Origin of the sequence: Mycobacterium canetti CIPT 140010059, assembly GCF_000253375.1 — a bacterium.
Classification (GTDB): Bacteria; Actinomycetota; Actinomycetes; order Mycobacteriales; family Mycobacteriaceae; genus Mycobacterium; species Mycobacterium tuberculosis.
This window is the reverse complement of record NC_015848.1, coordinates 3,637,233-3,662,872: the sequence shown is the minus strand read 5'-3', so window position 1 is coordinate 3,662,872 and position 25,640 is coordinate 3,637,233. Positions and strand designations below refer to the sequence as shown.

Below are 25,640 nucleotides of genomic sequence, written 5' to 3'. Positions count from 1 at the left end.
ACGGAGCCGTAAGTTACGATAGCGTAGGTCATCGGCCGTATGACGCAGGGAGAAGACGATGGCGATCACTGACGTCGACGTATTCGCGCATCTGACGGACGCCGACATCGAAAACCTGGCCGCCGAGCTAGATGCCATCCGCCGAGACGTTGAAGAATCGCGCGGCGAACGCGATGCCCGCTATATCCGCCGCACCATCGCCGCACAGCGGGCGCTCGAGGTGTCCGGTCGGCTACTGCTGGCTGGCAGCTCACGACGCCTCGCCTGGTGGATAGGTGCGCTGACCCTTGGCGTGGCCAAGATCATCGAGAACATGGAGATCGGCCACAACGTCATGCACGGCCAGTGGGACTGGATGAACGACCCGGAGATTCACTCCTCGACGTGGGAGTGGGACATGAGCGGATCATCCAAGCACTGGCGCTACACCCACAACTTCGTGCACCACAAATACACCAACATCCTCGGTATGGATGACGACGTCGGCTACGGCATGCTGCGCGTCACCCGTGACCAGCGCTGGAAGCGCTACAACATCTTCAACGTGGTGTGGAACACCATCCTTGCGATCGGCTTCGAGTGGGGAGTTGCGCTGCAGCACTTGGAGATCGGCAAGATCTTCAAGGGTCGGGCCGACCGCGAGGCCGCTAAAACCCGGTTGCGTGAATTCTCCGCCAAAGCGGGCCGCCAGGTGTTCAAGGACTATGTCGCGTTCCCGGCGCTGACCTCGTTGTCCCCGGGGGCGACGTATCGGTCCACTTTGACCGCCAACGTGGTGGCCAACGTGATCCGCAACGTGTGGTCCAACGCGGTGATCTTCTGCGGCCATTTCCCGGATGGCGCAGAGAAATTCACCAAGACGGACATGATCGGTGAGCCGAAGGGCCAGTGGTACCTACGGCAGATGCTGGGCAGCGCAAACTTCAACGCTGGGCCGGCGCTGCGGTTCATGAGCGGCAATCTGTGCCACCAAATCGAGCATCACCTCTATCCGGACCTGCCGAGCAACCGGCTTCACGAGATTTCGGTGCGGGTGCGTGAGGTCTGCGACAAATACGACTTGCCATACACCACGGGCTCGTTCTTGGTGCAGTACGGCAAGACCTGGCGCACCCTTGCCAAGCTGTCGTTGCCGGATAAGTACTTACGTGACAACGCTGACGATGCACCCGAGACCCGCAGTGAGCGGATGTTCGCTGGTCTGGGGCCGGGTTTCGCGGGCGCCGATCCGGTGACCGGACGTCGTCGGGGGTTAAAGACCGCGATTGCCGCCGTGCGGGGTCGGCGGCGCAGCAAGCGTATGGCTAAGTCGGTCACCGAACCCGACGATCTGGCAGCCTAAGATTGCTCGGCGCGCGACGAGCATGCGGCTAGTCAAGTCTGGCTGAGCACTGCCAGTAGTCGCCGGGCGGCCGCGGCGCGGCGGGCAGCGGGCCCGGACAAGGTATCCAACGCGCATTCGGGATCGGCCGGCGGTCCCATGTGCCCGCACCCGCGCGGACACTCGCGGGTTGCCTCGGCGAGGTCAGAGAAAGCCAATAGCACGTTGTCGGGCTGGATATGAGCCAACCCGAATGAGCGGATTCCTGGGGTGTCAATCACCCAGCCGGAACCGGACAGCGTATCTCCCAACGGCAGCGCCACCGACCGAGTCGACGTGTGCCGTCCCCGGCCGATCTCGGTGACCTCACCAACCGCCCGATCAGCTTCGGGTACAAGACGATTCACCAATGTCGACTTGCCGACCCCGGAATGCCCGAGCAGGACGGTGATCTTGCCGGCCAGCAGGTCCGCCACCGCGAGCAGAGGATCGTCGACGCCTGCGGCGGTTACGGTCAATTCCAGGTCGGCGAACTGCTTGCCGAACGGTTCCGCCGGGGCGAGGTCGGTCTTGGTCAGGCACAGAATCGGGGTCAGCCCGCCGGCGTAGGCGGCGATCAGCGCCCGGTCGACCAGGCCGGTGCGTGGCGGCGGGTCTGCCAGCGCGACCACGATCAGCAGTTGGTCGGCGTTGGCGACCACCACCCGCTCGGTGGGGTCGGTGTCATCGGCGGTGCGTCGCAACACGGTTCGTCGCGGTGCTCGCCGCACGATGCGGGCCAGGGTGTCGGGCCGCCCGGACAGGTCACCGACCACGTCGACGTCGTCGCCGACCACGATCGGGGTGCGGCCGAGCTCGCGGGCGCGCATCGCCGTGATTCGGCGATCGGGGCGGCCGCCCAGCACACACCCCCAGCGGCCGCGGTCGACGCTGACCACCATGGCGGCCTCGGCGTCGGCGTGCTCGGGACGGGTCTTGGTCCGCGGCCGCGAACCCCTGCCGGAGCGCACCTTGACGTCGGACTCGTCGTAGTCGCCGGGCCTCAACCGCCGAACCCCTGCCCGGTTGCCCGCCTCGCCCGCTGGCCGCTACGGCGGCCCGCATCGCCGCCGAGCCCGACCATCTCGGCCCACAGCCGGGGAAACTCCGGCAGCGTCTTGGTGGTGGCGGCGATGTCGTCGACGGCGACTCCGGCCACCCGCAGTCCGACGATCGCGCCGGCCATCGCCATTCGATGGTCCGCGTATGCCCGCCAGATGCCGGGCCGCAACGGCGTCGCGGTGATCACCAGACCGTCGGGCGTTTCCCGGCAGTTGCCCCCCAACCGGTTGATCTCAGTGCTCAGCGCGGCGAGCCGGTCGGTTTCGTGGCCCCGCAGATGGGCGATGCCGCTTAGTTTTGACACCGATCCCGGGGATGCCAGCGCCGCCAGCGCCGCGACCGATGGCGTCAGCTCGCCGACGGCGCGCAAGTCGACGTCAAACCCGTTGTATCCCGTCGGACCGCGCACCTCGAGGGATGAATCAGCATGAATGACAACGGCATTGAGCTGCCGCAAAATTGCCAAGATGTGGTCGGCGGGTTGCACGCTGACCCTAGGCCAGCCGGTGATGCGCACGGTGCCGCCGCTGACCACGGCCGCTGACAGGAAAGCGACCGCGTTGGTCAGGTCCGGTTCGATGTCCCAGTGCCGCGCCGCCACCGGACCGGGGCGCACCTGCCAACGGTTCGGCGTCGAGTCGTCGATGTCGACTCCCGCTTGCCGCAGCATCGCCGCCGTCATCGCGATGTGCGGCGCAGACGGCAGCGACGAACCGGTGTGTTGCACGGTCAGGCCATCGGTGAACGATGCCGCGGACAGCAGCAGCCCGGACACGAACTGTGAGGACGCCGACGCGTCGATGGCCACGGTGCCGCCGGCGAGCGACCCGTTGCCGCGAACCCGAAACGGCAGACCGGTGCCGTCGACGGCGACGCCGAGCTCGCGCAGCGCATCCAGCAGCGGTGCGATGGGCCGTCCCCGGGCTTGCTGATCGCCGTCGAAGGTGACCGGGACGGAGCCCAGCGCCGCCAGCGGCGGAACAAACCGCAACACCGTGCCCGCCAAGCCACAGTCCACCCGAGCGCCGGGCCCCGGTTCGATTCGGCCGCTGACCGTCAGTTCCGAACCCACACCGTCGACGCGCAGGCCCAGGGTCTGCAGCGCGTCCAGCATCAGTTCGGTGTCGCGGCTGCGCAGCGCGCCGGAGATGGTCGATGCGCCCCGGCCTTGTGCGGCCGCCAGCGCCGCTAGCACCAGCGCCCGGTTGGTCTGCGACTTCGAGCCTGGAACGGTCACGGTAGCGCGCACCGGCGTCGGCGCCGTTGGGGCTGGCCATGTCTTCACCGCTTCATCCTGCCGTGTCGGCGGGTGTCGTGGGTACCAGGCACCATGGGAAGCATGTGCGGACGGTTTGCGGTCACCACTGATCCGGCCCAGCTGGCCGAGAAAATCACGGCCATAGACGAGGCCACCGGGTGCGGTGGCGGGAAGACGAGCTACAACGTGGCACCCACCGACACGATCGCGACAGTGGTGTCCCGCCACAGCGAGCCCGACGACGAGCCCACCCGCCGGGTGCGGCTCATGCGCTGGGGACTGATTCCGTCGTGGATCAAGGCCGGGCCCGGCGGCGCACCCGATGCCAAAGGCCCACCGCTGATCAACGCCCGCGCCGATAAGGTCGCCACGTCGCCGGCGTTCCGGAGTGCGGTCAGAAGTAAGCGTTGCCTGGTGCCGATGGACGGCTGGTACGAATGGCGAGTCGACCCCGACGCCACCCCGGGGAGGCCGAACGCCAAGACGCCGTTCTTCCTGCACCGCCACGACGGCGCCCTGTTGTTCACGGCCGGGCTGTGGTCGGTTTGGAAGTCTTACAGGTCCGCCCCACCGCTGCTGAGCTGCACGGTGATCACCACCGATGCCGTGGGCGAGCTGGCCGAGATCCATGACCGGATGCCGCTGCTGCTGGCCGAAGAGGACTGGGACGACTGGCTGAATCCAGACGCCCCGCCGGATCCTGAGCTGCTGGCCCGCCCGCCGGATGTGCGCGACATCGCGCTGCGCCAAGTGTCCACGTTGGTCAACAACGTGCGCAACAACGGGCCCGAGCTGTTGGAGCCGGCCAGGTCGCAGCCCGAGCAGATCCAGCTGCTGTGAGGGTCTGTGCCCACGAGTGTGACGCTGCGGCGAATCCAAGCCCGATTTCTTGCCGCGCCATTACGCTCGCCGAGCGCTCTTGGCAGGTTTGCCTGAAGCCAGTGTGAGTCCGACAATCGCGGGGTGCGCTTGGCGAAGCTGTCCGACGGGCTATCAGACGGGATCGTCACCCTATCGCCACTGTGCCTGGACGATGTCGAGGCTCATCTGGATGGGGAGGACGAACAGCTGGTGCGTTGGCTAAGCGGTCGGCCTTCGACCCGAGAATGCGTCGAAGCCTACATCCGGCACTGCCGCGAGCAATGGGTGACCGGCGGGCCGCTGCGCTCTTTCGGCATCAGGACGGTTGCCGAAGCAATAGTGGGTACGGTCGATCTGCGTTTCGACGGCGAGGGGCTGGCTAGCGGGCAGGTCAACGTTGCTTATGGGCTCTACCCCAGCTGGCGAGGGCGTGGACTCGCCACTCGCGCAGTCGATCTGGTGTGCCAGTATGCGGCCGAACACGGCGCGACCGAAGCGGTGATCAAGGTGGAGCCGGAGAACTCCGCATCGGCGAGGGTGGCGTTGCGGGCGGGCTTTGCCTTCGTGCGGCGGATCTGTGAGCAGGACGGAACCGTCTTCGACCGGTACGAACGTGTCTTAAGGGCAAAGATGCACGCCGATGAGGTGGATATCGACGAGGATCTGGTGCGGCGTCTGCTGCGCGCACAATTCCCACAGTGGGCGGATCTGCCCATTGCACCGGTGCGCTCGGCGGGCACGGATAACGCAATGTACCGGCTAGGCGAGGACCTGGCCGTGCGCATCCCGCGCATTGGCTGGGCCATCGAGAGCCTTCAGACCGAGCAACAGTGGCTGCCGCGGATCGCTGCGCATCTAGGCGTTGCCAGCCCAGTTCCGGTGGGGCTGGGGAGCCCGGCTGAGGGGTTCGGTTGGCCGTGGTCAGTGTGCCTCTGGGTTGCGGGTGAGAACCCGTCGGCAGCCGAGTTCGTCGAGCCCAATCGGGTCGTCGAGGACCTGGCTGACTTCATCACCGCCCTACGGGCCATCGACCCCATGGGCGGGCCGCCGGCAAAGCGGGGTGCGCCGCTGGGGGAGCAGGATGCCGAGGTACGCGCAGCGCTGGCGGCCCTCGACGGGATCATCGACGTCCACGAGGCAACTGCCGCGTGGGAATCCGCCCTGCGTGTTCCTCCGTACGCGGGGCCGCCGATGTGGTTCCACGGTGACCTGTCGCGGTTCAACATCCTGACTACGCAAGGACGCTTGACGGGCGTCATTGACTTCGGTCTGATGGGCGTTGGTGACCCCAGCGTCGACTTGATCATCGCGTGGAACCTCCTGTCGGCGCCCGCCCGTGCTCAGTTCCGCGCCGCGGTCGGCGCCGCCGACGACGACTGGATGCGCGGGCGCGGCAGAGCTCTGGCCATCGCCTTGATCGCGCTCCCGTACTACCAAGACACCAACCCGCCGCTGGCGGCCAGCGCGCGCTACGCCATCGGTGAAGTCCTCGCCGATTTCCGGTACGGCGCTAGGCCCGGATGTTAGCGATGATCGCGCTGGTCAAGGTGATCAGGTCCGGCGGGGCCACCGCGACTGCCCAATGCCGTTTGCCGGCACCGCACAACACCCGGTCCCAGCTCAAGGCCGACCCATCGACCACGGTTCGCAGCCGCTTGGGCTGACCGAACACTAGGCCGGGATGTACCCAGGCGGGTTGGCGTCTTCCACCCACAGGTCGACGCCGAGCGTTGCACCTGGCACGCAGTCGTAGACCGACAAGTCGGTGACGCCGGATTCGACGAGCACGTCCTCGCACAGCAGCGTCTTGCCGGTGTATTCGGTGGCGGGCTTGTTGACGATGGCGTAGGCCGCGTCGGCGTATACCTCGGGCTTGCGGGACCGCGCCATCGCCTCGTCGCCGCCCAGCAGGTTCTGTACCGCCGCGGTGGCCACCATCGTGCGTGGCCACAACGTGTTCGACGCGATGCCGTCGGCGCGCATCTCCTCGGCGATTCCCAGCGCGCACAGCGTCATGCCGTACTTGGCCATCATGTAGGCCGTCGGCCGCAGCCACTTCTTCTCCAGCAGGATCGGCGGGGACAACGTCAGGATGTGCGGGTTCTCGCGGCCTTTCATATGGGGAATACACGCTTGGGATACTGCGTAGGTGCCACGCACCTGGATGCCGTTCATCAGGTCGAAACGCTTCATCGGCACCTCGGTGATGGACCCTAGGTTGATCGCCGACGCATTGTTGACGCAGATATCGATGCCCCCGAACTGCTCCACGGTGGTGGCCACCGCGGACGCGACCGCATCCGGGTCGCGGATATCCCCGACGATCGGCAGTGCCTGGCCGCCGGCTTCCTCGAGTTCCTTGGCGGCCGTGAACACCGTGCCTGGCAGCTTTGGATGCGGCTCGGCGGTCTTGGCGATCAGGGCAATGTTGGCGCCGTCGCGCGCGGCGCGCTTGGCGATCGCAAGGCCGATACCGCGACTGGCGCCCGAGATGAACATGGTCTTGCCGTTGAGGGACATGGCGTCACCCTAACGCCCTGCTCGATTCCACCTGACTGCGGGACCGGCCGCCTGCGATGCGGGGCTGGAAATAACCCGCTGGCAAACACGGTTGATTGGTTCGGTTCCTGCAGCCGCGTGGCTGGCCAGACCGGTGCAGACAGTGTCGGTCGCGGCCTTTACATTGGGACGAGGGGAGTCTGGTGTCAACGGCGACAAGCCTGTTGGGTGAGAAGCGGTTGGCTCGCATGCTCGCACGTCCGGTGTCTGCGCCGGTGCGCTCCGGTGACACCGCAAACGAAGGGACCGAGTTAATCAAGATGGCCGACATCGATGGTGTAACCGGTTCGGCGGGTGTGCAGCCTGGGCCGTCTGAGGAGACAGACGAGGAGTTGACGGCGCGTTTCGAGCGCGACGCGATTCCCCTGTTGGACCAGCTGTATGGCGGTGCGCTGCGGATGACGCGCAATCCGGCCGACGCCGAGGACTTGCTCCAGGAGACGATGGTGAAGGCCTATGCGGGATTTCGTTCGTTCCGGCACGGCACCAACCTCAAGGCCTGGCTGTACCGGATACTGACCAACACCTACATCAACAGCTATCGCAAGAAACAGCGGCAACCGGCGGAGTATCCGACCGAGCAGATTACCGATTGGCAACTGGCGTCCAACGCCGAGCATTCCTCGACCGGGCTGCGCTCGGCTGAAGTCGAAGCGCTAGAAGCGTTGCCGGACACCGAGATCAAAGAGGCGCTGCAGGCATTGCCGGAAGAGTTCCGAATGGCGGTCTACTACGCCGATGTCGAAGGTTTCCCCTACAAGGAGATCGCCGAGATCATGGATACTCCGATCGGCACCGTGATGTCGCGGCTTCATCGCGGCCGACGTCAGTTGCGCGGTCTTTTGGCCGATGTGGCCAGGGAGCGGGGGTTTACCCGAGGCGAGCAGGCGCACGAGGGGGTGTCGTCATGAGTAGCCCTGTGTCAAGCCGCCGTTTGGCGAACTTGGTTACGGAGAGCCTGCAGGGCTCGGTGTTGGGTGGGATCGTAAGCGACGCCGTCTTGCCAGCAGTGCCAGATGACGTAAAGCCAGGCGCGGGCGAGGATGCGTACGGCGTGAGGGTGGTCGTGGCCGCGGGCTCGGGCGCGGTTGTAAAGGTCGGCGGCCCAGGGGTTGGCTCGGCGGCTGTCGCCGGCGAAGTCGCAGACGGCGTCGCGGAGTTGTTTGTCTGCGGCCCAACGGAACCCGACGTGGGTGACTTTGCCGGACTGGCGGGTGGAGGGGGCGACGCCGGCCAAGCAGGCCAGCGATTCGGGCGTGGGAAAACGGGCTCGGCAGTCACCGATCTCGGCGAGCAGCCGGGCCGCGCGCACGGTGCCGGAGCGGGGCAGGGAGGTGAAGATGTGCGCGTCGGCGTGCAGGGCGAGCTGCTCGGCGATCTGCGCGTCGAGGGCCTTGATCTGCGTGGCGATGCTGGTAAGCGCAGCGAGCAGGGCGCGGGTGATGTGTGCGTTGGCGGCGCCGTCCTCACCTGTGACACCGCGCGGGGCGCCGGTGAGCCGGCCGTGAAGCACCGCGGGGTCGACGCGCCCGCAGTAGCCGGCGGCGGCCAGCCAGGCGGCCAGGCGCTTGACCGACAACCAGTCTGCGCGGTCCTGGCAGTCGAATCGGGTCAGGAACGCCAGGCTGATCGGCGAGTCGATGTCGGCGAACAGCCCGACCACGCCCGGAAAGACGATGCGCAGGTGCGCGCGCAGCTGGTTGGCCAACGCCACCCGGTGCCCGACCAGGTCTTTGCGAGCGCGACAGGTCCGGCGCAGGGTGGCCGTGGCCGCGGTGTCGGGCAGCAGTGGACGCAGCCGGGACCGGTCGGTGCGCAGCGTGTCGGCGAGCACGAACGCGTCGAAGCGGTCGTCCTTGTTGCCGGCCGAGCCGTAACGGCCGCGCAGATTCTTCAGCTGGTTCGGGCTGATCACCACCACCGTGAGCCCGGCCTCGAGCAGGGTGTCCACCACCGGGCCGTCCGGGCGTTCGATGGCGACCTCGCGCACACCGGCCCGGTTCAGCAGCTCGAGCAGCTCGCGCAGTCCGGCGGCGTTGTGCTCGATCGTGGCGCGGCGAACCTCGCGGCCACGCGCATCGACGATCGATACCGCGTGATCGTCTCGCGCCCAATCAATTCCACCCGTGACGCCGTTCTGCGGCTCGTCGCGCAATGTGGTTTCGGCAGTAGACTCCATAACAGCCTCCTCGCTGCTAGACCCAGTGGGGAGGCACCCTCGTGCGAGGCCCGAACGCGGCTGCCGCATCGCTCACTGTTCGGCGCTCGTCGGCGCTCAGTCCTGTCGACGGTCGGCGCGTCCGGGGCAACCGCCGGACTCCGCAAAACTCATGATGGACATCACGGCTGTCAAGCGAGCAGGGCGATAACCCAGCGGCGCCTCGGGTGCATCGGGCAATCCATCCAAGATCACCGACACAAGGATGGTGCACCAGTGAGCCTAGGCGCTGCTAAACCCAGTGGGGAGGCACCCTCGTGCGAGGCCCGGACGCGGCTGCCGCATCGCTCACTGTTCGGCGCTCGTCGGCGCTTGGCCCTGTCGACGGTCGGCGCGTCCGGGGCAACCGCCGGACTCCGCAAAACTCATGATGGACATCACGGCTGTCAAGCGCGCGGGGCGCTAACCCAGCGGCGCCTCTACATCGGCAATCCATCCGAGATCACCGACACAAGGATGGTGCACCAGTGAGCGAAAATTGCGGTCCGACCGATGCGCACGCGGACCACGACGATTCCCACGGCGGCATGGGTTGCGCGGAAGTGATCGCCGAGGTGTGGACCCTGCTTGACGGTGAATGCACCCCGGAAACCCGCGAGAGGCTGCGGCGACACCTCGAGGCCTGCCCGGGGTGCCTGAGGCATTACGGGCTCGAGGAACGGATCAAGGCGTTGATCGGGACCAAGTGCCGAGGCGACAGGGCCCCCGAGGGCTTGCGGGAGCGTCTTCGGCTAGAGATCCGCCGGACCACCATCATCCGTGGAGGGCCCTAGCGCAGTGCGTTAGGAATTGGGCCGCTTGCCGTGGTTGGCCTTGCTGTACTTGCGGTCACGCTTCTTACGGCCACGCTTGGCCATCGGAACCTCCGTCATTGCTCAGGTGCGGGCAGGCAGCGGCCGCCCGGTCATTGCCCAGTTTCTCATGCGGCGTCGCGCGCGACCCCAATAGCCCGCGTGCCGCGCTCCCCAGGGTTCTTATGGTTCGATATACCTGAGTTTGATGGAAGTCCGATGACCAGCAGTCAGCATACGGCATGGCCGAAAAGAGTGGGGTGATGATGGCCGAGGATGTTCGCGCCGAGATCGTGGCCAGCGTTCTCGAAGTCGTTGTCAACGAAGGCGATCAGATCGACAAGGGCGACGTCGTGGTGCTGCTGGAGTCGATGAAGATGGAGATCCCCGTCCTGGCCGAAGCTGCCGGAACGGTCAGCAAGGTGGCGGTATCGGTGGGCGATGTCATTCAGGCCGGCGACCTTATCGCGGTGATCAGCTAGTCGTTGATAGTCACTCATGTCCACACTCGGTGATCTGCTCGCCGAACACACGGTGCTGCCGGGCAGCGCGGTGGACCACCTGCATGCGGTGGTCGGGGAGTGGCAGCTCCTTGCCGACTTGTCGTTTGCCGATTACCTGATGTGGGTTCGCCGCGACGACGGTGTCCTGGTGTGCGTTGCGCAATGCCGGCCGAACACCGGGCCGACGGTGGTGCATACCGACGCGGTAGGCACCGTCGTCGCCGCCAATAGCATGCCGCTGGTCGCCGCGACCTTCTCCGGTGGTGTCCCGGGACGGGAAGGCGCTGTCGGCCAACAGAATTCATGTCAACACGACGGCCACAGTGTCGAAGTCTCCCCGGTGCGCTTTGGCGATCAGGTGGTGGCGGTGCTGACACGGCATCAACCCGAACTGGCGGCGCGACGTAGATCCGGCCACCTGGAGACCGCCTATCGGTTGTGCGCCACAGATCTTCTCCGGATGCTGGCGGAGGGCACCTTTCCCGACGCAGGGGACGTGGCGATGTCGCGATCTAGCCCGCGCGCGGGTGACGGCTTCATCCGTCTCGATGTCGACGGTGTGGTCTCTTACGCCAGCCCCAATGCCCTATCGGCTTACCACCGAATGGGTTTGACCACCGAGTTGGAGGGCGTCAATCTCATTGACGCGACGCGCCCGCTGATCTCGGACCCGTTCGAGGCGCACGAGGTAGACGAGCATGTGCAGGACTTGCTGGCCGGGGATGGAAAGGGTATGCGGATGGAGGTCGACGCCGGCGGCGCCACGGTGCTGCTGCGGACTCTGCCGCTGGTGGTAGCTGGTCGCAATGTCGGCGCCGCGATATTGATCCGCGACGTGACCGAGGTGAAGCGGCGCGACCGAGCCCTGATATCCAAGGACGCCACGATCCGGGAAATCCATCATCGGGTTAAGAACAACCTGCAGACGGTGGCCGCGCTGTTGCGGCTGCAGGCTCGCCGGACGTCCAACGCCGAGGGGCGGGAAGCGCTGATCGAGTCGGTGCGCCGAGTGTCGTCGATTGCCTTGGTCCACGATGCGTTGTCGATGTCGGTGGACGAGCAGGTGAACCTTGACGAGGTCATCGACCGGATTCTGCCGATCATGAACGATGTGGCATCGGTGGACAGGCCGATCCGGATAAATCGGGTTGGCGACCTCGGTGTGCTCGACTCCGACCGCGCCACGGCGCTGATCATGGTGATCACCGAGCTGGTGCAGAACGCGATCGAGCATGCGTTCGACCCGGCGGCGGCGGAAGGGTCCGTGACGATTCGAGCGGAACGCTCTGCGCGTTGGCTCGATGTCGTCGTGCACGACGACGGGCTTGGTCTGCCGCAAGGTTTCAGCCTGGAGAAGTCGGACAGCCTGGGCCTGCAGATCGTGCGGACCTTGGTCTCTGCGGAATTGGACGGCTCGTTAGGTATGCGGGACGCCCGCGAACGTGGCACCGATGTGGTGCTACGGGTACCGGTCGGACGCCGGGGACGGTTGATGCTGTAGCGCGCTACGCAACAGTGCGGCCCCGACGTATGTCGGGGCCGCACTGTGCAGAACTGAGTCGTCAGACCCCGGTACGGGCTTTCGTGCGGGCGTTGCGACGCTTCAGCGCGCGCCGCTCGTCTTCGCTCATGCCTCCCCAGACGCCCGAGTCCTGGCCGGTATTCAGTGCCCAGCTGAGGCACTCTGTGGTGACCGGGCACCGATTACAGACCAGTTTCGCGTCAGCGATCTGCGCAAGTGCCGGACCACTGTTTCCTACCGGGAAGAACAGTTCCGGATCCTCGTCACGACAGACCGCCTTGTGGCGCCAATCCATTAGTCGTTACTCCTCACTATGTGCGCAGCGGTACGCACAGGCGTTTCTTCTTGGCTGGTAACGGGTGCACAAGAAAGGCTTCTGTACCCCTACATTTCTCTACATGCAACCTTTTGATCGTTTCACAGGCTCAACAGATGTCAATAGTGTTACGTAAGCGCGTGGGCTATCTCACTCTGGCGATCTCGTTCCACAGCCCTTACCCAGTTGTACTACACTACGCTGCCAGTTTCGCCCAACGTTTGTGTCGCACACCCATCACATCTTTGTTTCTGCAGTTCAGATCCGCTTTCTTGCGGGCGGGGCAACTACGGCGAGGGCGTCGGGAACAGCTCGGAACGTCATCGTCTCGCGCACGCCGAGGTAGTCCCCGTCGAATTGGCTGGCGATCGGGGGCCCCATGGAGGTGACGCGTAGACACGCGACGTCGTCGTTGTTGATGACGTGGTTGAACTCGAACTTGGGCTGTTTTGCGAACATCTGCCGAACCACCCTCAGGGTCGGGACCACCTTCATGCTGGTGGTGGCGAACATTCCCAGCCCCGACTCGAACCTGCAGTCGGGATTGGTCCATACCGGCCGGTTGTTTGCGTAAGTCCACGGACTGGAGTTGGACACGAACACAAAGTGCACTCCGGTAATTGGATCGCGGTTGGGAAGTTGCAGCGTAAGAGCCGGTTCGCGACGAGTGCAGGCGAGCACCGCGCGCACCGCAGCGCGAATATAGCGCCACGCCGTAACCTTGCCGCCTTTGTCGCGTTCGGCCTCTACCGCGGCCACGACCTCGGCGTCGACGCCCATGCCGGCGTTGAACACCGCCCACCGCTCACCGCAGTCGATCAGCCCGATGCGGCGCCACTGCTGGTGGCGGCCGTAGTCGTCGAGCAGCTGGATGAGTTGGTTGGTGGCAGCGATCGGGTCCGCGGAAATCCCTAGCGCGCGAGCTAGTACGTTGGCCGAGCCGCCGGGCACAACCGCAACGGCTGGCACCGGTCGGACCGGCGTCGTGCCGGGGCGCCCCAGCATGCCGTTGACTACGGCGCTTACCGTGCCATCGCCGCCATGCACCACGACCAGGTCCACCCCGTCGGCTACCGTCGCCTGTCCGAGTTCGGTCCCGTGACCGCGGTGGTTGGTGTGCTCAACCGTGAGCTGAAGGCGGCTTTCGAGGGCGTGCGCCAGCAGGTCGCGGCCGGCTGGTGTGGTGGCGGTCGCAGTGGGGTTGACGATCAGCACGGCACGCATGACGCACGAGCTTAGGCCGTGTGACGATGCGGGCCGGGTCGGCCCGTTGAGGAGGACGGCAATGGGCCTAGGCCGTGTGACGATGCGGGCCGGGTCGGCCCGTTGAGGAGGACGGCAATGGGCCTAGGCCGTGTGACGATGCGGGCCGGGTCGGCCCGTTGAGGAGGACGGCAATCTGGGTGGGCCGTGTGACGATGCGGGCCGGTCACGGCCGGGTGACTACGCTGATGCTGTGCCTGTTCGAGCCCCGGCCGCCGTGCGCGGCGCCGGACTGATCGTCGCCGTGCAGGGTGGGGCCGCCCTGGTGGTGGCCGCGGCGTTGCTGGTGCGCGGACTCGCGGGCGCCGACCAGCACATCGTCAATGGCCTGGGCACCGCAGGTTGGTTCGTACTGGTCGGCGGAGCAGTGCTCGCCGCCGGATGCAGGCTGGCGGTTGGCAAGCTTTGGGGTCGCGGGCTGGCGGTGTTCGCCCAGCTGCTGCTGCTGCCGGTGGCGTGGTATCTGATTGTGGGTTCGCATCAGCCGGCGATCGGGATCCCGGTGGGAATCATCGCGCTTGGCGTGCTGGTATTGCTGTTCAGTCCGCCTTCGATCCGCTGGGCCGCCGGGCGTGATCAGCGTGGTGCGGCCAGCGCAGCCAACCGCGGTCCTGACAGTCGATAGATAGTCCACTCGTGCTGCGGTTGCCCGCCGATGCGGTCATACAGTGCGATTGCATCGGAATTCCAGTTCAGCACCGACCAGGCCAACCGCGTGTAGCGGTTGTCGACGCATTCTCTGGCCAGCGTCGACAGCAGGCCACGGGCCAAGCCGCGGCGGCGAAACCTCGGCCAGACGAACAAGTCCTCCACATAGATGCCCGCGACGCCGTCCCAGGTGGAAAAGTTCAGAAACCACAGCGCCATCGCGGCAGCTCCGCCATTAACCTCAGCGACGTGGCCTCGCATCGTCGGGAAATCTCCGAAAAGTGCTGTATATATTTGTGTTTCGGTGACAGTGCATTGATCGGCGGCATGCTCGAATTCCGCCAGCGCGTGAATCATGGCCACGATGTCGGCGGTATCCGCCGGTGTCGCGCGGCGGATGGTATCGGTCACTGCTCAACTCCCAGTGCGGTCAATATCGTGGCGAACTTCGTTGTGGTTTCTTCAAGTTCGTCATCGGGGTCTGATTCGGCGACGATGCCACCGCCAGCGTGCGCAAGGGCTGCGCGTCGATCAGCCGAAAGTTGCGCGCACCGGATAGACACCACCCAATGGCCGTCGCCCCGGCCGTCGCACCAACCAACCGCGCCGGCGTAGAAGCCACGGTCGCCCTCGAGTTCGGCGATGAGCTCGGTGGCAGCTTTTGTCGGGACCCCACCAACCGCCGGGGTGGGATGTAGCGCCAAAGCCAGATCGATTGCCGTCGTCGAGATGTTGCGCAGCCGGCCGGTGATCGCGGTGCACAGATGCCAAACGGCTGCGGTGCGGTTCAACTGGGGCTGGGCTGGGATTGTCAGGTCCTCGCATAGTGGCTCTAGGGCTACCCGCATCGTGTCGACGACCAATTGGTGTTCGTGTCGGTTCTTGGCCGAACTGGCTAGTGCGGCCGCGTTGGCGGCGTCGAGTTTGGGGTCGGCGGCGCGTGGGGCTGAGCCGGCAAATGGCTTGCACATGACGCGATTGCCGGATCGTGCGACCAGAAGCTCTGGGCTGGCGCCGACCAGGGCTGCCCCGGTGTCGTCGTTGCCCGCAGAGGTGAGGTCGACGAGATAGCCGTAAGCGGTCGGGTCGGCGACGACCAACCTGCGCAACAGTACCCGCGCGTCCAGCGGAGCATCGGCGGTCAGTTGCACGGCGCGCGCGAGCACCACTTTGTGCAACGGGCCGTCGAAGGCCAGCAGATCCCGTGCGCGGCCGATCCGGGTCAGGTAGTCGGCAGGTGGCGGAAGGGCGGCGGCGACGCGTACCTTGGGCAGCGGGCCGGTCGGCCAGTCAGGCAGCTTCCGGGCCCGCAGCACGCCATCCGGCACCATCAATGCGGCGGGTCTGCTCACGTCGAAAGGCAACGCGCCCAACAGTATTGGTGCTGTACCTGAGCGAAGTGCCGCTTGCGCGGCCCGCACGTCGCAGTATCGTGTCCGCACCCCGCGGGCAATCAGGGTGCCTCTTGGTCCGCACAGTGCGAACGGTGGTTCTGGGTGCAAGGTTGCCACGTGTGCGCTCACCCGGCTGCGATCGGCTGCGGATGACCGGTCAACCCGAGCACGGCGAGCTGACGCACGCCGTGCTCGAACCCGCAGATCCCGATCGAGGCGGTGGGCATCGCGAAACGGCTGCCTTCGGCGAGCGGTAGCTGGACCCAGCGCGTGATCACCGCGCGGGAGAAGTGGCCATGGCTGACAAACAACACGTCGCGTGAGGACATGTGCTCCAGGGCCAGCGCGACGGCGCTGTCAGCGCGATCGTTTACCTGTGCGACGCTTTCTCCAGCTGGGCAGCCGTGCGTCCACACCAGCCAATCGGGTTCGGATTCCCGGATCTGCGGCGTCGTAAGGCCCTCATAGGAACCGTAATCCCATTCGGCGAGCAGCCCAGTTACCTCATTCACCGTCAGGCCGGCCAACTTGGCAGTATCCAACGTCCGTCGACGCGGGCTACAGATGACAATCGGGTCGTCAAGTTCGAGTTCACCCAGCAGCTGACCAGCCAGCTCTGCCTGCGTTCGCCCGGTATCGGTCAGCTCGACCTCGGTACCGCCGGTGTGCCGGCCCAGCGTCGACCAAGCGGTCTCGCCGTGGCGAAGCAGTAGCAATCGGTGGTTGCGCACGCCCATACCGACAGATTGTGCCCGACGACATCCTAGGCCTGTCGCCCGAACCACTGTGCGAGCAGCATGCCAGGATGACACTGTGACTGCGCGGGCGACGACGAAGGGAGAGCACGATGAGGTGGGGGTCCCTGCCGCTTGCGGGGGAGAGCGGCGCCTATGACTGATACCCGGGTGCTAGCGGTGGCCAACCAGAAGGGCGGGGTGGCCAAGACGACTACGGTCGCCTCGCTCGGTGCGGCGATGGTGGAAAAGGGACGGCGCGTGCTGCTCGTCGATCTGGATCCGCAAGGTTGTCTGACCTTCTCCCTTGGTCAAGATCCCGACAAACTACCGGTGTCTGTGCACGAGGTGTTGCTCGGTGAAGTCGAGCCCAACGCCGTGCTGGTCACCACCATGGAGGGAATGACGTTGCTGCCGGCCAACATTGACTTGGCGGGCGCCGAGGCAATGCTGCTGATGCGGGCAGGCCGTGAGTACGCGCTCAAACGCGCGTTGGCCAAATTCTCCGACCGGTTCGACGTGGTCATCATCGACTGTCCGCCGTCGCTGGGTGTGCTCACCCTCAACGGGCTGACGGCCGCCGACGAGGCCATCGTGCCGCTGCAGTGCGAGATGTTGGCGCACCGGGGTGTCGGCCAGTTTCTGCGGACGGTCGCCGATGTCCAGCAGATCACCAATCCGAATCTGCGGTTGTTGGGTGCACTGCCGACGCTGTACGACTCTCGAACCACCCACACCCGTGACGTGTTGCTCGATGTCGCCGACCGCTACGACCTACAGGTGCTGGCTCCGCCCATCCCCCGTACTGTGCGCTTCGCTGAGGCCAGCGCCTCGGGCTCGTCGGTGATGGCTGGGCGCAAGAACAAAGGCGCGGTGGCCTACCGCGAGCTGGCGCAGGCGCTGCTCAAACACTGGAAGACAGGTAGGCCGCTGCCCACCTTCACGGTGGACCTGTAGCGCGAGCAGACGCAAAATCGCCCGAAAGCCATCGGTTTCGGGCGATTTTGCGTCTGCTCGCGCCAACATAGGCGATCAACCCAGAGCGACTAGTGTGTCGCCACGTTGCTCAATGACCCTGGATCCAGAAACTGCCGGGATTACTGCTGACGTGCTTGGCGGCCGGGTCACCGGGATATAACGGTTGTTGGCACCGCTGACCGGGTCATAGACACCGATCCCGCCGGTGACCGGCACCAGGAGTTGACCTGCCATCATCACCCCTGGCCCCACCGGCGCAGTCGTCTCGCCAGCGGCAATGGTGTAGCGCTGGGTCAGGTTGCCCGCGTCGAAGACCAACAACGCGTCGCCCGTCCACCAGGTCACCAGGTTGCCGGTCCGCGACGCCACGGCCGAAGTTGACGGTGGCTTGGCCAGCAGCGTGCTCGAAACTGTGGCGCCGGTCTCGTCGATCACGTCGACTCTCGGTTGCGCGCCTGATCTTGCAGGCAGGTACACGGCGGTGTTGTTCTGCGATACCACCAATACCCGGGCGCCCGAACCCGGCCGGACCCCCGGTTCCGGGACAATGCGCTGGATGGGCTCGTCGTCCTCCTTGCCCGGGCGTAACAGCACAAGCCGCAGGTCAGCCTGGTTCGTACACGCTTCAAGCACCGATACGGCCGCCGAGCTGGCCGCCGCCGACTCCAGCGTGCACCCGGACTGCAGGCCGCGGTTCGACGGTTTCACCCGGGCATCGATCTCGCCGTAGGCCAGCATCCGGACCATGTCTGAACGCCACAGTTCCAGGCGCGTGTCCCCGGCCGACAACACCGTGGTGCCGTCGGAAAAAAGACGCACCCGCGGATCCGCGTAGCCGCTGCGGGCGGCTCCCCGGCGACCGGTGGATCCATCGATGGTGCTGACCTGACCGCAACCCCGGTCGTACCGATAGACCGCGACGGCGTAGTGGTAGACCCAGGTCACCCCACACAGATCGGTGTCTCGGGCGTAACTCCAGAGCGACTCACCGGTGGCTGGGTCGCGCCCGTCCACCTGGCGTCCGTCGCCAGTAGCCACTGTTCCGCCCACCACCACGGGAACGCGGGTGGCTGGGCTGGCGGCGGTCCACAGCTGCTTCAGCGAGGTCGGGACCTCGCGAGCCGGGGCCGGGGTGGGCACCGCAACCGCCGCCGGCCGGCTGATGGTGGCGCGGGCGTCGCTGGTCCACCAGATCAACGACGCGGCCACGGCCACCACGACCGCGATCGTCGCGGCGGCCGCGATATCGGTCTTGGTGCGGCGCTCCGGTTTAACCATGCGGTGGGCGGGTCAGTTAGCCCGCGCGGCGAAGCCGTCCTGGGCGTGCGTCGGGCGTCGGCGGCGGCGACGACGGCGTCGCGCAGCTTCGCCGTTGCCGGACCGGGAGCCGGACACAACATCGGACCCGGAATCTGATGCGGTGCCGGAGCCCGGCTCCGAGGTGGCGTCGCCGCCCACGATTGGGCTGCTGATTGGGTTGGTGCCGGGGTGTCCGGTGACGGGTTTGCCGCCGCGGGTGCGCCGACGCCTGGGGGTATTGCGGGCGTGCTGTGCCGTTTTCTGGCCGTCGCAGTCGGTGTCACGTCGCCTGCCCTGCGATTTGCGCGCCGGGCCGACGGTACCGCCGGCCGTGGCCGGGATGGCCAGCTCGGCATACAGATGCGGCGAGTTGGAGTATGTCTCGGCCGGATCGGGGGAGCCCAGGCCCAGTGCTTGGTCGATCATGCTCCAACGGGGCAGCTCGTCCCAGTCCACCAGGGTGACCGCGACCCCGGTTCGGCCGGCACGGCCGGTGCGACCGATGCGGTGGACGTACATCTTCTCGTCTTCGGGGCACTGATAGTTGATCACGTGGGTAACGTCGTCGATGTCGATGCCGCGGGCGGCCACGTCGGTGGCCACCAATACGTCGATGCCGCCAGTGCGAAACGCCTTGAGCGCCTTCTCGCGTGCCAGCTGTCCGAGATCACCGTGCACGGCGCCGACTGCGAAACCGCGCTCGGTCAACTCGTCGGCGACCTTCTGGGCGGTCCGCTTGGTGCGGGTGAAGATCATCGTCGCGCCGCGGTCACGAGCCTGCAGCACCCGGCTGACTAACTCCACTTTGTCCAACGCATGGGCGCGGTAGACGAACTGCTCGGTCGCGTCGTGAACCGCTGAGGAATGTGGTGCCTCAGCCCGGATATGCGTGGGCCGGACCATGAACGTTCGGGCCAGCGTGATGATCGGGTCCGGCATGGTCGCCGAAAACAACATCGACTGTCGGTCGGCGGGAATTTGCCGCAGGATTCGCTCGATATCGGGCAGGAAGCCCAGGTCGAGCATCTCGTCGGCCTCGTCGAGCACCAACACGGATAGCCCGCCCAGCTGCAGGTGGCCCTGCTGGCACAGGTCGAGCAGCCGACCCGGGGTGCCGACCACGACGTCGGCGCCGGCGCGTAGCGCCTCGATCTGCGGCTCGTAGGGCCGTCCCCCGTAGATGGACACCACCGACAGCCGGCGCCGTACCGCGGCAGCGTCGTCTGTGTCGGGGCCGGCGGTCAGGTACTTGCCCGCCGTGGCCAGGTCATCGGTGACCTGGAGACACAGCTCGCGGGTGGGGACTACGACCAGGGCCCGCGGAGCGCCAGTGAGCGGTCTCGTGCCGTCGCCGGAGGTGATGCGCTGCAGCAGCGGCACGCCAAAAGCGAACGTTTTGCCCATGCCGGTGCGGGCCTGGCCGATCACGTCCTCGCCGTCGAGCGCGAGTGGCAGGGTGAGTTCCTGGATAGCAAAGGGCCGTTTGATGCCCTCTTCCCCTAATGCGCGGACTATTTCGTCGCGGACTCCAAGTTTGGCAAATGTTGATTCAGTTGTGTGTTTCACTGCGGTCATACGAGGGTAAGCGGCCTTTCGGTGACGGTGTCGGTCGTGTGTCGGTGTTTCTCTGTCGCGGTTCACGCGCGCATGAGTTCCGACTCCGATTACGTCGCCGAGTCGCCGGCCCCTAGCACAGTCCAGGCGGGGCAGACTCCATGCACGCACATTTCGCCGGTAGCGGCAGTCGAACCAATGCCGCCACCTAACGAGCATGATAGCTGGTCGGCCAGCAGGTTCCCATTTGCCGCTGAGCCTGCCTACTAGAGTGTTGCCATGCCATCGCCCTCATCCGCCGATCAGGTGGCCGATTCACCCAGGCCACGGCTGCCGGCGGATCATCCCGGCGTCAACGAATTGTTCGCGTTGCTGGCCTACGGCGAAGTTGCCGCCTTCTACCGATTGACCGATGAGGCGCGCATGGCCCCGGATCTGCGGGGAAGGATCTCGATGGCATCCATGGCCGCCGCCGAGATGGGGCACTACGAGCTGCTGCGCAATGCGTTGGAACGTCGCGGCGTCGACGTGGTGTCGGCGATGTCGAAGTACACCTCAGCGTTAGAAAACTACCACCGGCTGACGACGCCGAGCACATGGCTGGAAGCCCTGGTGAAGACCTATGTTGCCGATGCGTTGGCCGCCGATTTGTATCTGGAGATCGCCGACGGGCTGCCTGACGAGGTTGCTGACGTGGTGCGGGCGGCGTTGTCGGAGACCGGGCACTCTCAGTTCGTCGTCGCCGAAGTGCGCGCAGCGGTGACGGCCAGCGGCAAACAGCGCAGCCGACTGGCGCTGTGGTCGCGTCGTCTGCTCGGCGAGGCGATAACGCAGGCCCAGCTGGTGTTGGCCGACCACGACGAGCTGGTCGACCTGGTGGTGTCCGGTAGTGGTGGACTGAGCCAGCTTGGTGCCTTCTTCGACCGGTTGCAGCAGACCCACGACCAACGCATGCGGGAACTGGGTCTCAGCTAGATCCCAGATCTAGCGAGTGCATGTCGCGATGATCGCATTGTTGGTTGACGCCACCACCGTCTGAGCGCCGGTATTGACGATCGAGCAGTTGAGACGACTGTAAAGGCTGGTCGCGACGACCGATTCGGTTTGCACGCCGGGGTTCAGAACGACCATCTTCGTCCACGGCAGCGACACGTTGAAGTCGGTCACTGGGAAGCCCCGCGCATCGGTGTAGACGACGTTCACCAGGTCGAACAGCTGCTTGGTGCCGGTCACGCGGTAGACGACGGTGCGCGGATTCAGCGGCGCCGGCGGTGGCACAGCAGTCTGAGGTGGCGCGGCGGTGGGGGTTCGCGTCGGCACGGTAGTAGGCCCGGTGCCCGGCGGTGCCACCGTGGTGACCGTCTCCGGCGGGAGCTGCGGCCGCAAGGTGCTGGGCGAAGGGTGGGGTGACGTGCTGGTTGGGGCCGTTGGTCGTGGCGAGGTGGATATCACCGTGCGCGGGGCTGGTGCCCCGACAATGGCCTTGGTCGACGTGCTATCTCCGCTGTTGATAATGACTGCGGTCGCGACCGCGCCAAGCGCCACCACACTGCCGAGGATCGCAGCTACCGGGCGCCATCGGCGGTCAGCCGCCCAGGCAAACTCGCCTTCCGAACAGGTCCGGCCAGCCCCGAAGCCGCTCGAGCTCTCGTCGTCCGGGTAGTCCTGGACTTCCCGGACGTTCCGAACGCACTCGTAGAGGTCGTTAACTGTGTTACCGATGGTGCTGATGTTATCGAGCCCCTGCCGGCGGATGGGGTGTCTGGCGGCGTGTCGGGCTGGCCTAGACCTAACCGTTATGGGGGCCAGGGGCGTCTACTAGCCTGCTGGTGACACGCCTGTGACGGAATGCCAATGGAAGGGGCCACCGTGGAGGTCAAGATCGGTATCACGGACAGTCCGCGCGAGCTGGTGTTCTCCAGTGCGCAGACGCCCAGTGAGGTAGAAGAACTCGTCAGCAACGCGCTGCGCGACGACTCTGGTTTGCTGACCCTGACCGACGAGCGGGGCCGTCGCTTCCTAATTCACACCGCCAGGATCGCCTATGTCGAGATCGGTGTCGCAGACGCCCGCCGGGTGGGCTTCGGCGTCGGGGTGGACGCCGCAGCTGGGTCCGCCGGAAAGGTTGCTACGAGCGGGTAAGCGGGACGTGGGACAACCCGCCCCAGGCGAACTGCACGGTGCCCTCGACGGCGTCGGACTTGGAAATCGGCTTGTCGGCGTCCAGCCAGTATCTGGCGCAGTCGACGCTCATTCCGACCAAGCCCACCGCGATCATCCGGGCGCGGTGCGGGTCCAGTCCGGAATCGGCGCTGATCAGCGCGAACACTGCGTCGATGCACGATTCGGTGGCCACCCGCACCTGTGCGGCGACCTCGGGCTCGGTGACGAAGTCGTTCTCGAAGATCAGCCGGTAACCCTGGCTGTCGTGCTCGATGAAGTCGAAGAACGCCTGGACGGCCACGTGCAACCGCTGCCGGTTGTCGGTAGTCGTGCTCAGCGCCTGATGCACGCCGGACACCAGGTTTTCCACGTGCCGATGAAGCACAGCCAGGTAAAGTTCTAACTTGCTCGAAAAATGTTGATACAGAACGGGTTTACTGACTCCCGCCCGATCCGCGATCTCGTCCATACCGGCCGCGTGGTAACCCCGATCGACGAAGACGTCACTGGCAACGACAAGCAATTGGCCGCGGCGCTCGTCGCGAGGCAGTCGGTTGCCGCGCCGGTTCGGGGCCGGAACGTCTTCGTCTGGCCGAGCGCTGCCGGACGATCTGAGGGCACGTCGCTGCGCTGTCTTGGCGAGATCGCTCATCAGTCCTCAATCTGATCACACTAATTCGAGGGCCACTGTGCCAACCCCCACCGCCGCGCGTCTGTCGGAATGACATTACTACCTGCGGCATCGGTAGCGGCGGGATAGTTTGTTGGGTGTTGCATTCGGGCGCGCCAGGGTCGCGACCCGGGCCAGCTGTGTCATCCTGAGGAAATGACGTCTCCGTGGCCCGCCGGAAGCACGAGTCGAGTACCCGTGCTGCGTGACGAGTGGCGTGAGCCGCTGCGGGCCCTGCGCGACCCGCTCGCCGCGACTGACAGACGGGTCCGGGCCCGCCGCGACCGGAAGCGTCAATGGCGCAAACAAACCTGGTTGGGGCGGTTCGTGTCCACGTACGGCTGGCGCGCCTACGCCCTGCCGGTTCTGATGGTGCTGACCACGGTGGTGGTGTACCAGACGGTGACCGGGACGAGCACGCCAAGGCCCGCGGCGGCCCAGACCGTCCGGGACTCGCCGGCCATTGGTGTGGTGGGGACCGCGATCCTCGACGCACCGCCTCGCGGTCTTGCAGTGTTCGATGCCAATCTGCCGGCCGGGACGCTGCCGGATGGCGGCCCGTTCACCGAGGCTGGTGACAAGACCTGGCGTGTCGTTCCGGGCACTACTCCCCAGGTCGGTCAAGGCACCGTCAAAGTGTTCAGGTATACCGTCGAGATCGAGAACGGTCTTGATCCCACAATGTACGGCGGTGACAACGCATTCGCCCAGATGGTCGACCAGACGTTGACCAATCCCAAGGGCTGGACCCACAATCCGCAATTCGCGTTCGTGCGGATCGACAGCGGAAAACCCGACTTCCGGATTTCGCTGGTGTCGCCGACGACAGTGCGCGGGGGGTGTGGCTACGAATTCCGGCTCGAGACGTCCTGCTACAACCCGTCGTTCGGCGGTATGGATCGCCAATCGCGGGTGTTCATCAACGAGGCGCGCTGGGTACGCGGAGCCGTTCCATTCGAAGGTGACGTAGGTTCCTATCGGCAATATGTGATCAACCACGAGGTCGGTCATGCCATCGGTTACCTGCGCCACGAGCCGTGCGACCAACAAGGCGGTCTGGCTCCGGTAATGATGCAGCAGACGTTTTCCACCTCCAATGACGACGCGGCCAAGTTTGACCCCGACTTCGTTAAGGCGGATGGAAAGACCTGCCGATTCAATCCCTGGCCCTACCCGATTCCCTAACCCGGGGAAGCAAAGGTGGCAAGCTGGGCGTTGAGGTATTTGCAGGACGACGCGCAGCAGACGTTTCGGATATAACCGAGGAGATATTCGGTGTCGACATCCTTGCCGCCACTAGTTGAGCCAGCATCCGCGCTCAGCCGTGAAGAGGTAGCTCGCTACAGCCGCCATCTCATCATTCCTGACCTGGGTGTTGACGGGCAGAAGAGGCTCAAGAACGCGCGAGTACTGGTGATCGGCGCCGGCGGGCTCGGAGCGCCCACGTTATTGTATCTGGCCGCCGCCGGCGTCGGCACCATCGGCATCGTCGACTTCGATGTGGTTGACGAGTCGAACCTGCAGCGCCAGGTCATCCATGGGGTAGCTGACGTCGGGCGCTCCAAGGCTCAGTCGGCGCGCGATTCGATTGTCGCGATCAACCCGCTGATCCGGGTGCGACTACACGAGCTGCGGCTTGCGCCGAGCAACGCCGTCGACCTGTTCAAGCAGTACGACCTGATCTTGGATGGCACCGACAACTTCGCCACCCGGTATCTGGTCAACGACGCCGCGGTGCTGGCTGGCAAGCCGTACGTGTGGGGGTCGATTTACCGCTTCGAGGGCCAGGCATCGGTGTTTTGGGAGGACGCCCCCGACGGGTTGGGTGTCAACTACCGCGACCTGTATCCCGAGCCGCCGCCGCCGGGCATGGTGCCGTCCTGTGCTGAAGGCGGGGTGCTGGGCATTATCTGTGCCTCGGTCGCATCGGTGATGGGCACTGAGGCGATCAAGCTGATCACCGGGATAGGTGAAACACTGCTTGGCCGGTTGCTGGTGTACGACGCGCTGGAGATGAGCTATCGCACGATCACCATCCGCAAGGACCCATCGACACCGAAGATCACCGAGCTCATCGACTACGAACAGTTCTGCGGCGTGGTTGCTGACGATGCCGCCCAGGCGGCCAAAGGTTCCACCATCACGCCGCGCGAGCTGCGCGACTGGCTGGACTCCGGCCGTAAGCTGGCACTGATCGACGTTCGCGATCCCGTGGAGTGGGACATCGTGCATATCGACGGAGCCCAACTGATTCCGAAATCGTTGATCAACTCGGGTGAGGGTCTGGCCAAGCTCCCCCAGGACCGCACCGCCGTGCTGTACTGCAAGACGGGCGTGCGCTCGGCCGAGGCATTGGCTGCGGTCAAGAAAGCCGGTTTCTCCGACGCGGTACACCTGCAGGGTGGGATCGTCGCGTGGGCCAAGCAGATGCAGCCCGACATGGTGATGTACTAGGACCGATACAGGCCCAATACACCCCGATGGGCT

27 protein-coding genes and 3 pseudogenes are annotated in these 25,640 nt (G+C 65.7%); 15 read left to right on the top strand and 15 right to left on the bottom strand.

Going from position 1 to position 25,640, the window contains the following annotated elements; genetic code table 11:
* Nucleotides 1-58 precede the first annotated feature (58 nt).
* Nucleotides 59-1,342 (top strand): NADPH-dependent stearoyl-CoA 9-desaturase, encoded by a 1,284-nt coding sequence (desA3, locus tag MCAN_RS17090; protein ID WP_014001632.1) that lies wholly within the window; start codon nt 59-61, stop codon nt 1,340-1,342.
* 32 nt (nt 1,343-1,374) lie between these two features.
* Here the strand turns inward: desA3 and rsgA are convergent, their stop codons facing one another.
* The gene (gene rsgA, locus MCAN_RS17085; protein ID WP_014001631.1) at nt 1,375-2,367 is read right to left on the bottom strand and encodes a ribosome small subunit-dependent GTPase A; all 993 of its coding nucleotides are present in this window, start codon (nt 2,365-2,367) and stop codon (nt 1,375-1,377) included.
* Nucleotides 2,364-3,707, bottom strand: a complete 1,344-nt coding sequence (gene aroA / locus MCAN_RS17080; RefSeq protein WP_014001630.1) for a 3-phosphoshikimate 1-carboxyvinyltransferase — start codon at nt 3,705-3,707, stop codon at nt 2,364-2,366. Before aroA ends, rsgA begins: the two co-directional genes overlap by 4 nt.
* Nucleotides 3,708-3,761: 54 nt before the next feature.
* Between aroA and MCAN_RS17075 the strand changes: the two genes are divergently transcribed.
* Nucleotides 3,762-4,520 carry an SOS response-associated peptidase gene (locus MCAN_RS17075; RefSeq protein WP_003416907.1) on the top strand — a complete coding sequence of 253 codons (759 nt, stop codon included), beginning with the start codon at nt 3,762-3,764 and terminating at the stop codon, nt 4,518-4,520.
* 123 nt (nt 4,521-4,643) lie between these two features.
* On the top strand, nt 4,644-6,068 hold the full coding sequence (locus MCAN_RS17070; RefSeq protein ID WP_014001629.1) for a GNAT family N-acetyltransferase: 1,425 nt from the start codon (nt 4,644-4,646) through the stop codon (nt 6,066-6,068).
* Here MCAN_RS17070 and MCAN_RS23015 read toward each other — a convergent pair.
* Nucleotides 6,052-6,213, bottom strand: a pseudogene (locus tag MCAN_RS23015) (Cys-tRNA(Pro) deacylase); the annotation flags it as partial. The gene MCAN_RS17070 and the pseudogene MCAN_RS23015 sit on opposite strands and share 17 nt — an antisense overlap.
* Nucleotides 6,213-7,061, bottom strand: coding sequence for an SDR family oxidoreductase (locus MCAN_RS17065; protein WP_014001627.1), 849 nt, complete (start codon nt 7,059-7,061; stop codon nt 6,213-6,215). The gene MCAN_RS17065 and the pseudogene MCAN_RS23015, both read right to left, overlap by 1 nt.
* A 299-nt stretch (nt 7,062-7,360) precedes the next feature.
* On the opposite strand from MCAN_RS17065, the gene sigH reads away from it, so the two are divergent.
* Nucleotides 7,361-8,011, top strand: coding sequence for a sigma-70 family RNA polymerase sigma factor SigH (gene sigH / locus MCAN_RS17060; RefSeq protein ID WP_014001626.1), 651 nt, complete (start codon nt 7,361-7,363; stop codon nt 8,009-8,011).
* A gap of 11 nt (nt 8,012-8,022) precedes the next feature.
* On the opposite strand, the gene MCAN_RS17055 is transcribed toward sigH, so the two are convergent.
* Nucleotides 8,023-9,279, bottom strand: a complete 1,257-nt coding sequence (locus MCAN_RS17055; protein ID WP_014001439.1) for an IS110 family RNA-guided transposase — start codon at nt 9,277-9,279, stop codon at nt 8,023-8,025.
* Nucleotides 9,280-9,357: 78 nt separating this feature from the next.
* On the opposite strand from MCAN_RS17055, the pseudogene MCAN_RS23195 reads away from it, so the two are divergent.
* The 3 genes and pseudogenes from MCAN_RS23195 to rsrA form a co-directional block, all read left to right on the top strand.
* Nucleotides 9,358-9,538: pseudogene (locus MCAN_RS23195) on the top strand (hypothetical protein); the annotation flags it as partial.
* A gap of 74 nt (nt 9,539-9,612) precedes the next feature.
* A pseudogene (locus tag MCAN_RS23720) lies at nt 9,613-9,789 on the top strand (hypothetical protein); the annotation flags it as partial.
* Nucleotides 9,786-10,091 (top strand): mycothiol system anti-sigma-R factor, encoded by a 306-nt coding sequence (gene rsrA / locus MCAN_RS17050; RefSeq protein ID WP_003416891.1) that lies wholly within the window; start codon nt 9,786-9,788, stop codon nt 10,089-10,091. The pseudogene MCAN_RS23720 and the gene rsrA, both read left to right, overlap by 4 nt.
* A 9-nt stretch (nt 10,092-10,100) precedes the next feature.
* On the opposite strand, the gene MCAN_RS24220 is transcribed toward rsrA, so the two are convergent.
* A complete protein-coding gene (locus MCAN_RS24220; RefSeq protein WP_003416889.1) occupies nt 10,101-10,175 on the bottom strand; it encodes a 50S ribosomal protein bL37 in 75 nt (24 codons plus the stop codon).
* Nucleotides 10,176-10,375: 200 nt separating this feature from the next.
* On the opposite strand from MCAN_RS24220, the gene MCAN_RS17045 reads away from it, so the two are divergent.
* Both MCAN_RS17045 and MCAN_RS17040 read left to right on the top strand, forming a co-directional pair.
* Nucleotides 10,376-10,591, top strand: coding sequence for a biotin/lipoyl-binding carrier protein (locus tag MCAN_RS17045; protein WP_003416887.1), 216 nt, complete (start codon nt 10,376-10,378; stop codon nt 10,589-10,591).
* Nucleotides 10,592-10,607: 16 nt separating this feature from the next.
* The gene (locus tag MCAN_RS17040; RefSeq protein ID WP_003416886.1) at nt 10,608-12,113 is read left to right on the top strand and encodes a sensor histidine kinase; all 1,506 of its coding nucleotides are present in this window, start codon (nt 10,608-10,610) and stop codon (nt 12,111-12,113) included.
* Between the two features lie 61 nt (nt 12,114-12,174).
* Here the strand turns inward: MCAN_RS17040 and whiB1 are convergent, their stop codons facing one another.
* Together whiB1 and MCAN_RS17030 are read right to left on the bottom strand one after the other, a co-directional pair.
* The gene (gene whiB1 / locus MCAN_RS17035) at nt 12,175-12,429 is read right to left on the bottom strand and encodes a transcriptional regulator WhiB1 (RefSeq protein ID WP_003416884.1); all 255 of its coding nucleotides are present in this window, start codon (nt 12,427-12,429) and stop codon (nt 12,175-12,177) included.
* Nucleotides 12,430-12,708: 279 nt separating this feature from the next.
* On the bottom strand, nt 12,709-13,674 hold the full coding sequence (locus tag MCAN_RS17030) for a diacylglycerol/lipid kinase family protein (protein ID WP_014001624.1): 966 nt from the start codon (nt 13,672-13,674) through the stop codon (nt 12,709-12,711).
* A gap of 232 nt (nt 13,675-13,906) precedes the next feature.
* Here MCAN_RS17030 and MCAN_RS17025 point away from each other — a divergent pair, with 232 nt between their 5' ends.
* Complete coding sequence (locus tag MCAN_RS17025; RefSeq protein WP_003416881.1) at nt 13,907-14,338, top strand: hypothetical protein; 432 nt, start codon at nt 13,907-13,909, stop codon at nt 14,336-14,338.
* Here the strand turns inward: MCAN_RS17025 and MCAN_RS17020 are convergent.
* Genes MCAN_RS17020 through MCAN_RS17010 form a run of 3 tightly spaced genes read right to left on the bottom strand, consistent with a single transcriptional unit; the run spans nt 14,290 to nt 16,492 of the window.
* On the bottom strand, nt 14,290-14,772 hold the full coding sequence (locus tag MCAN_RS17020) for a GNAT family N-acetyltransferase (RefSeq protein ID WP_015288476.1): 483 nt from the start codon (nt 14,770-14,772) through the stop codon (nt 14,290-14,292). The genes MCAN_RS17025 and MCAN_RS17020 overlap by 49 nt on opposite strands.
* Nucleotides 14,769-15,884 (bottom strand): isochorismate synthase, encoded by a 1,116-nt coding sequence (locus MCAN_RS17015; RefSeq protein WP_014001622.1) that lies wholly within the window; start codon nt 15,882-15,884, stop codon nt 14,769-14,771. The genes MCAN_RS17020 and MCAN_RS17015 overlap by 4 nt, the downstream gene beginning before the upstream one ends.
* Nucleotides 15,881-16,492 carry an acid phosphatase gene (locus MCAN_RS17010; protein WP_003416878.1) on the bottom strand — a complete coding sequence of 204 codons (612 nt, stop codon included), beginning with the start codon at nt 16,490-16,492 and terminating at the stop codon, nt 15,881-15,883. The genes MCAN_RS17015 and MCAN_RS17010 overlap by 4 nt, the downstream gene beginning before the upstream one ends.
* Nucleotides 16,493-16,645: 153 nt before the next feature.
* Here MCAN_RS17010 and MCAN_RS17005 point away from each other — a divergent pair, with 153 nt between their 5' ends.
* Nucleotides 16,646-17,446 carry a ParA family protein gene (locus MCAN_RS17005; protein WP_003901572.1) on the top strand — a complete coding sequence of 267 codons (801 nt, stop codon included), beginning with the start codon at nt 16,646-16,648 and terminating at the stop codon, nt 17,444-17,446.
* A 75-nt stretch (nt 17,447-17,521) separates the two neighbouring features.
* Here MCAN_RS17005 and MCAN_RS17000 read toward each other — a convergent pair whose 3' ends face one another.
* Nucleotides 17,522-18,745 carry an Rv3212 family protein gene (locus MCAN_RS17000; RefSeq protein ID WP_003416876.1) on the bottom strand — a complete coding sequence of 408 codons (1,224 nt, stop codon included), beginning with the start codon at nt 18,743-18,745 and terminating at the stop codon, nt 17,522-17,524.
* A 12-nt stretch (nt 18,746-18,757) separates the two neighbouring features.
* Complete coding sequence (locus tag MCAN_RS16995) at nt 18,758-20,341, bottom strand: DEAD/DEAH box helicase (protein ID WP_003416875.1); 1,584 nt, start codon at nt 20,339-20,341, stop codon at nt 18,758-18,760.
* A gap of 258 nt (nt 20,342-20,599) precedes the next feature.
* Between MCAN_RS16995 and MCAN_RS16990 the strand changes: the two genes are divergently transcribed.
* A complete protein-coding gene (locus MCAN_RS16990; protein ID WP_003416873.1) occupies nt 20,600-21,295 on the top strand; it encodes a ferritin-like fold-containing protein in 696 nt (231 codons plus the stop codon).
* Nucleotides 21,296-21,304: 9 nt separating this feature from the next.
* Here the strand turns inward: MCAN_RS16990 and MCAN_RS16985 are convergent, their stop codons facing one another.
* A complete protein-coding gene (locus MCAN_RS16985) occupies nt 21,305-21,865 on the bottom strand; it encodes an MmpS family transport accessory protein (RefSeq protein WP_003416868.1) in 561 nt (186 codons plus the stop codon).
* 324 nt (nt 21,866-22,189) lie between these two features.
* Between MCAN_RS16985 and MCAN_RS16980 the strand changes: the two genes are divergently transcribed.
* On the top strand, nt 22,190-22,462 hold the full coding sequence (locus MCAN_RS16980) for a DUF3107 domain-containing protein (RefSeq protein ID WP_003416863.1): 273 nt from the start codon (nt 22,190-22,192) through the stop codon (nt 22,460-22,462).
* Here MCAN_RS16980 and MCAN_RS16975 read toward each other — a convergent pair.
* Entirely contained in the window at nt 22,449-23,135 is a 687-nt protein-coding gene (locus MCAN_RS16975; RefSeq protein ID WP_003416861.1) for a TetR/AcrR family transcriptional regulator, read from the bottom strand. The genes MCAN_RS16980 and MCAN_RS16975 overlap by 14 nt on opposite strands.
* Before the next feature lie 174 nt (nt 23,136-23,309).
* Here MCAN_RS16975 and MCAN_RS16970 point away from each other — a divergent pair, with 174 nt between their 5' ends.
* A complete protein-coding gene (locus tag MCAN_RS16970) occupies nt 23,310-24,338 on the top strand; it encodes a DUF3152 domain-containing protein (RefSeq protein ID WP_003899970.1) in 1,029 nt (342 codons plus the stop codon).
* Between the two features lie 90 nt (nt 24,339-24,428).
* A complete protein-coding gene (gene moeZ / locus MCAN_RS16965) occupies nt 24,429-25,607 on the top strand; it encodes an adenylyltransferase/sulfurtransferase MoeZ (protein ID WP_014001621.1) in 1,179 nt (392 codons plus the stop codon).
* Nucleotides 25,608-25,640 lie beyond the last annotated feature (33 nt).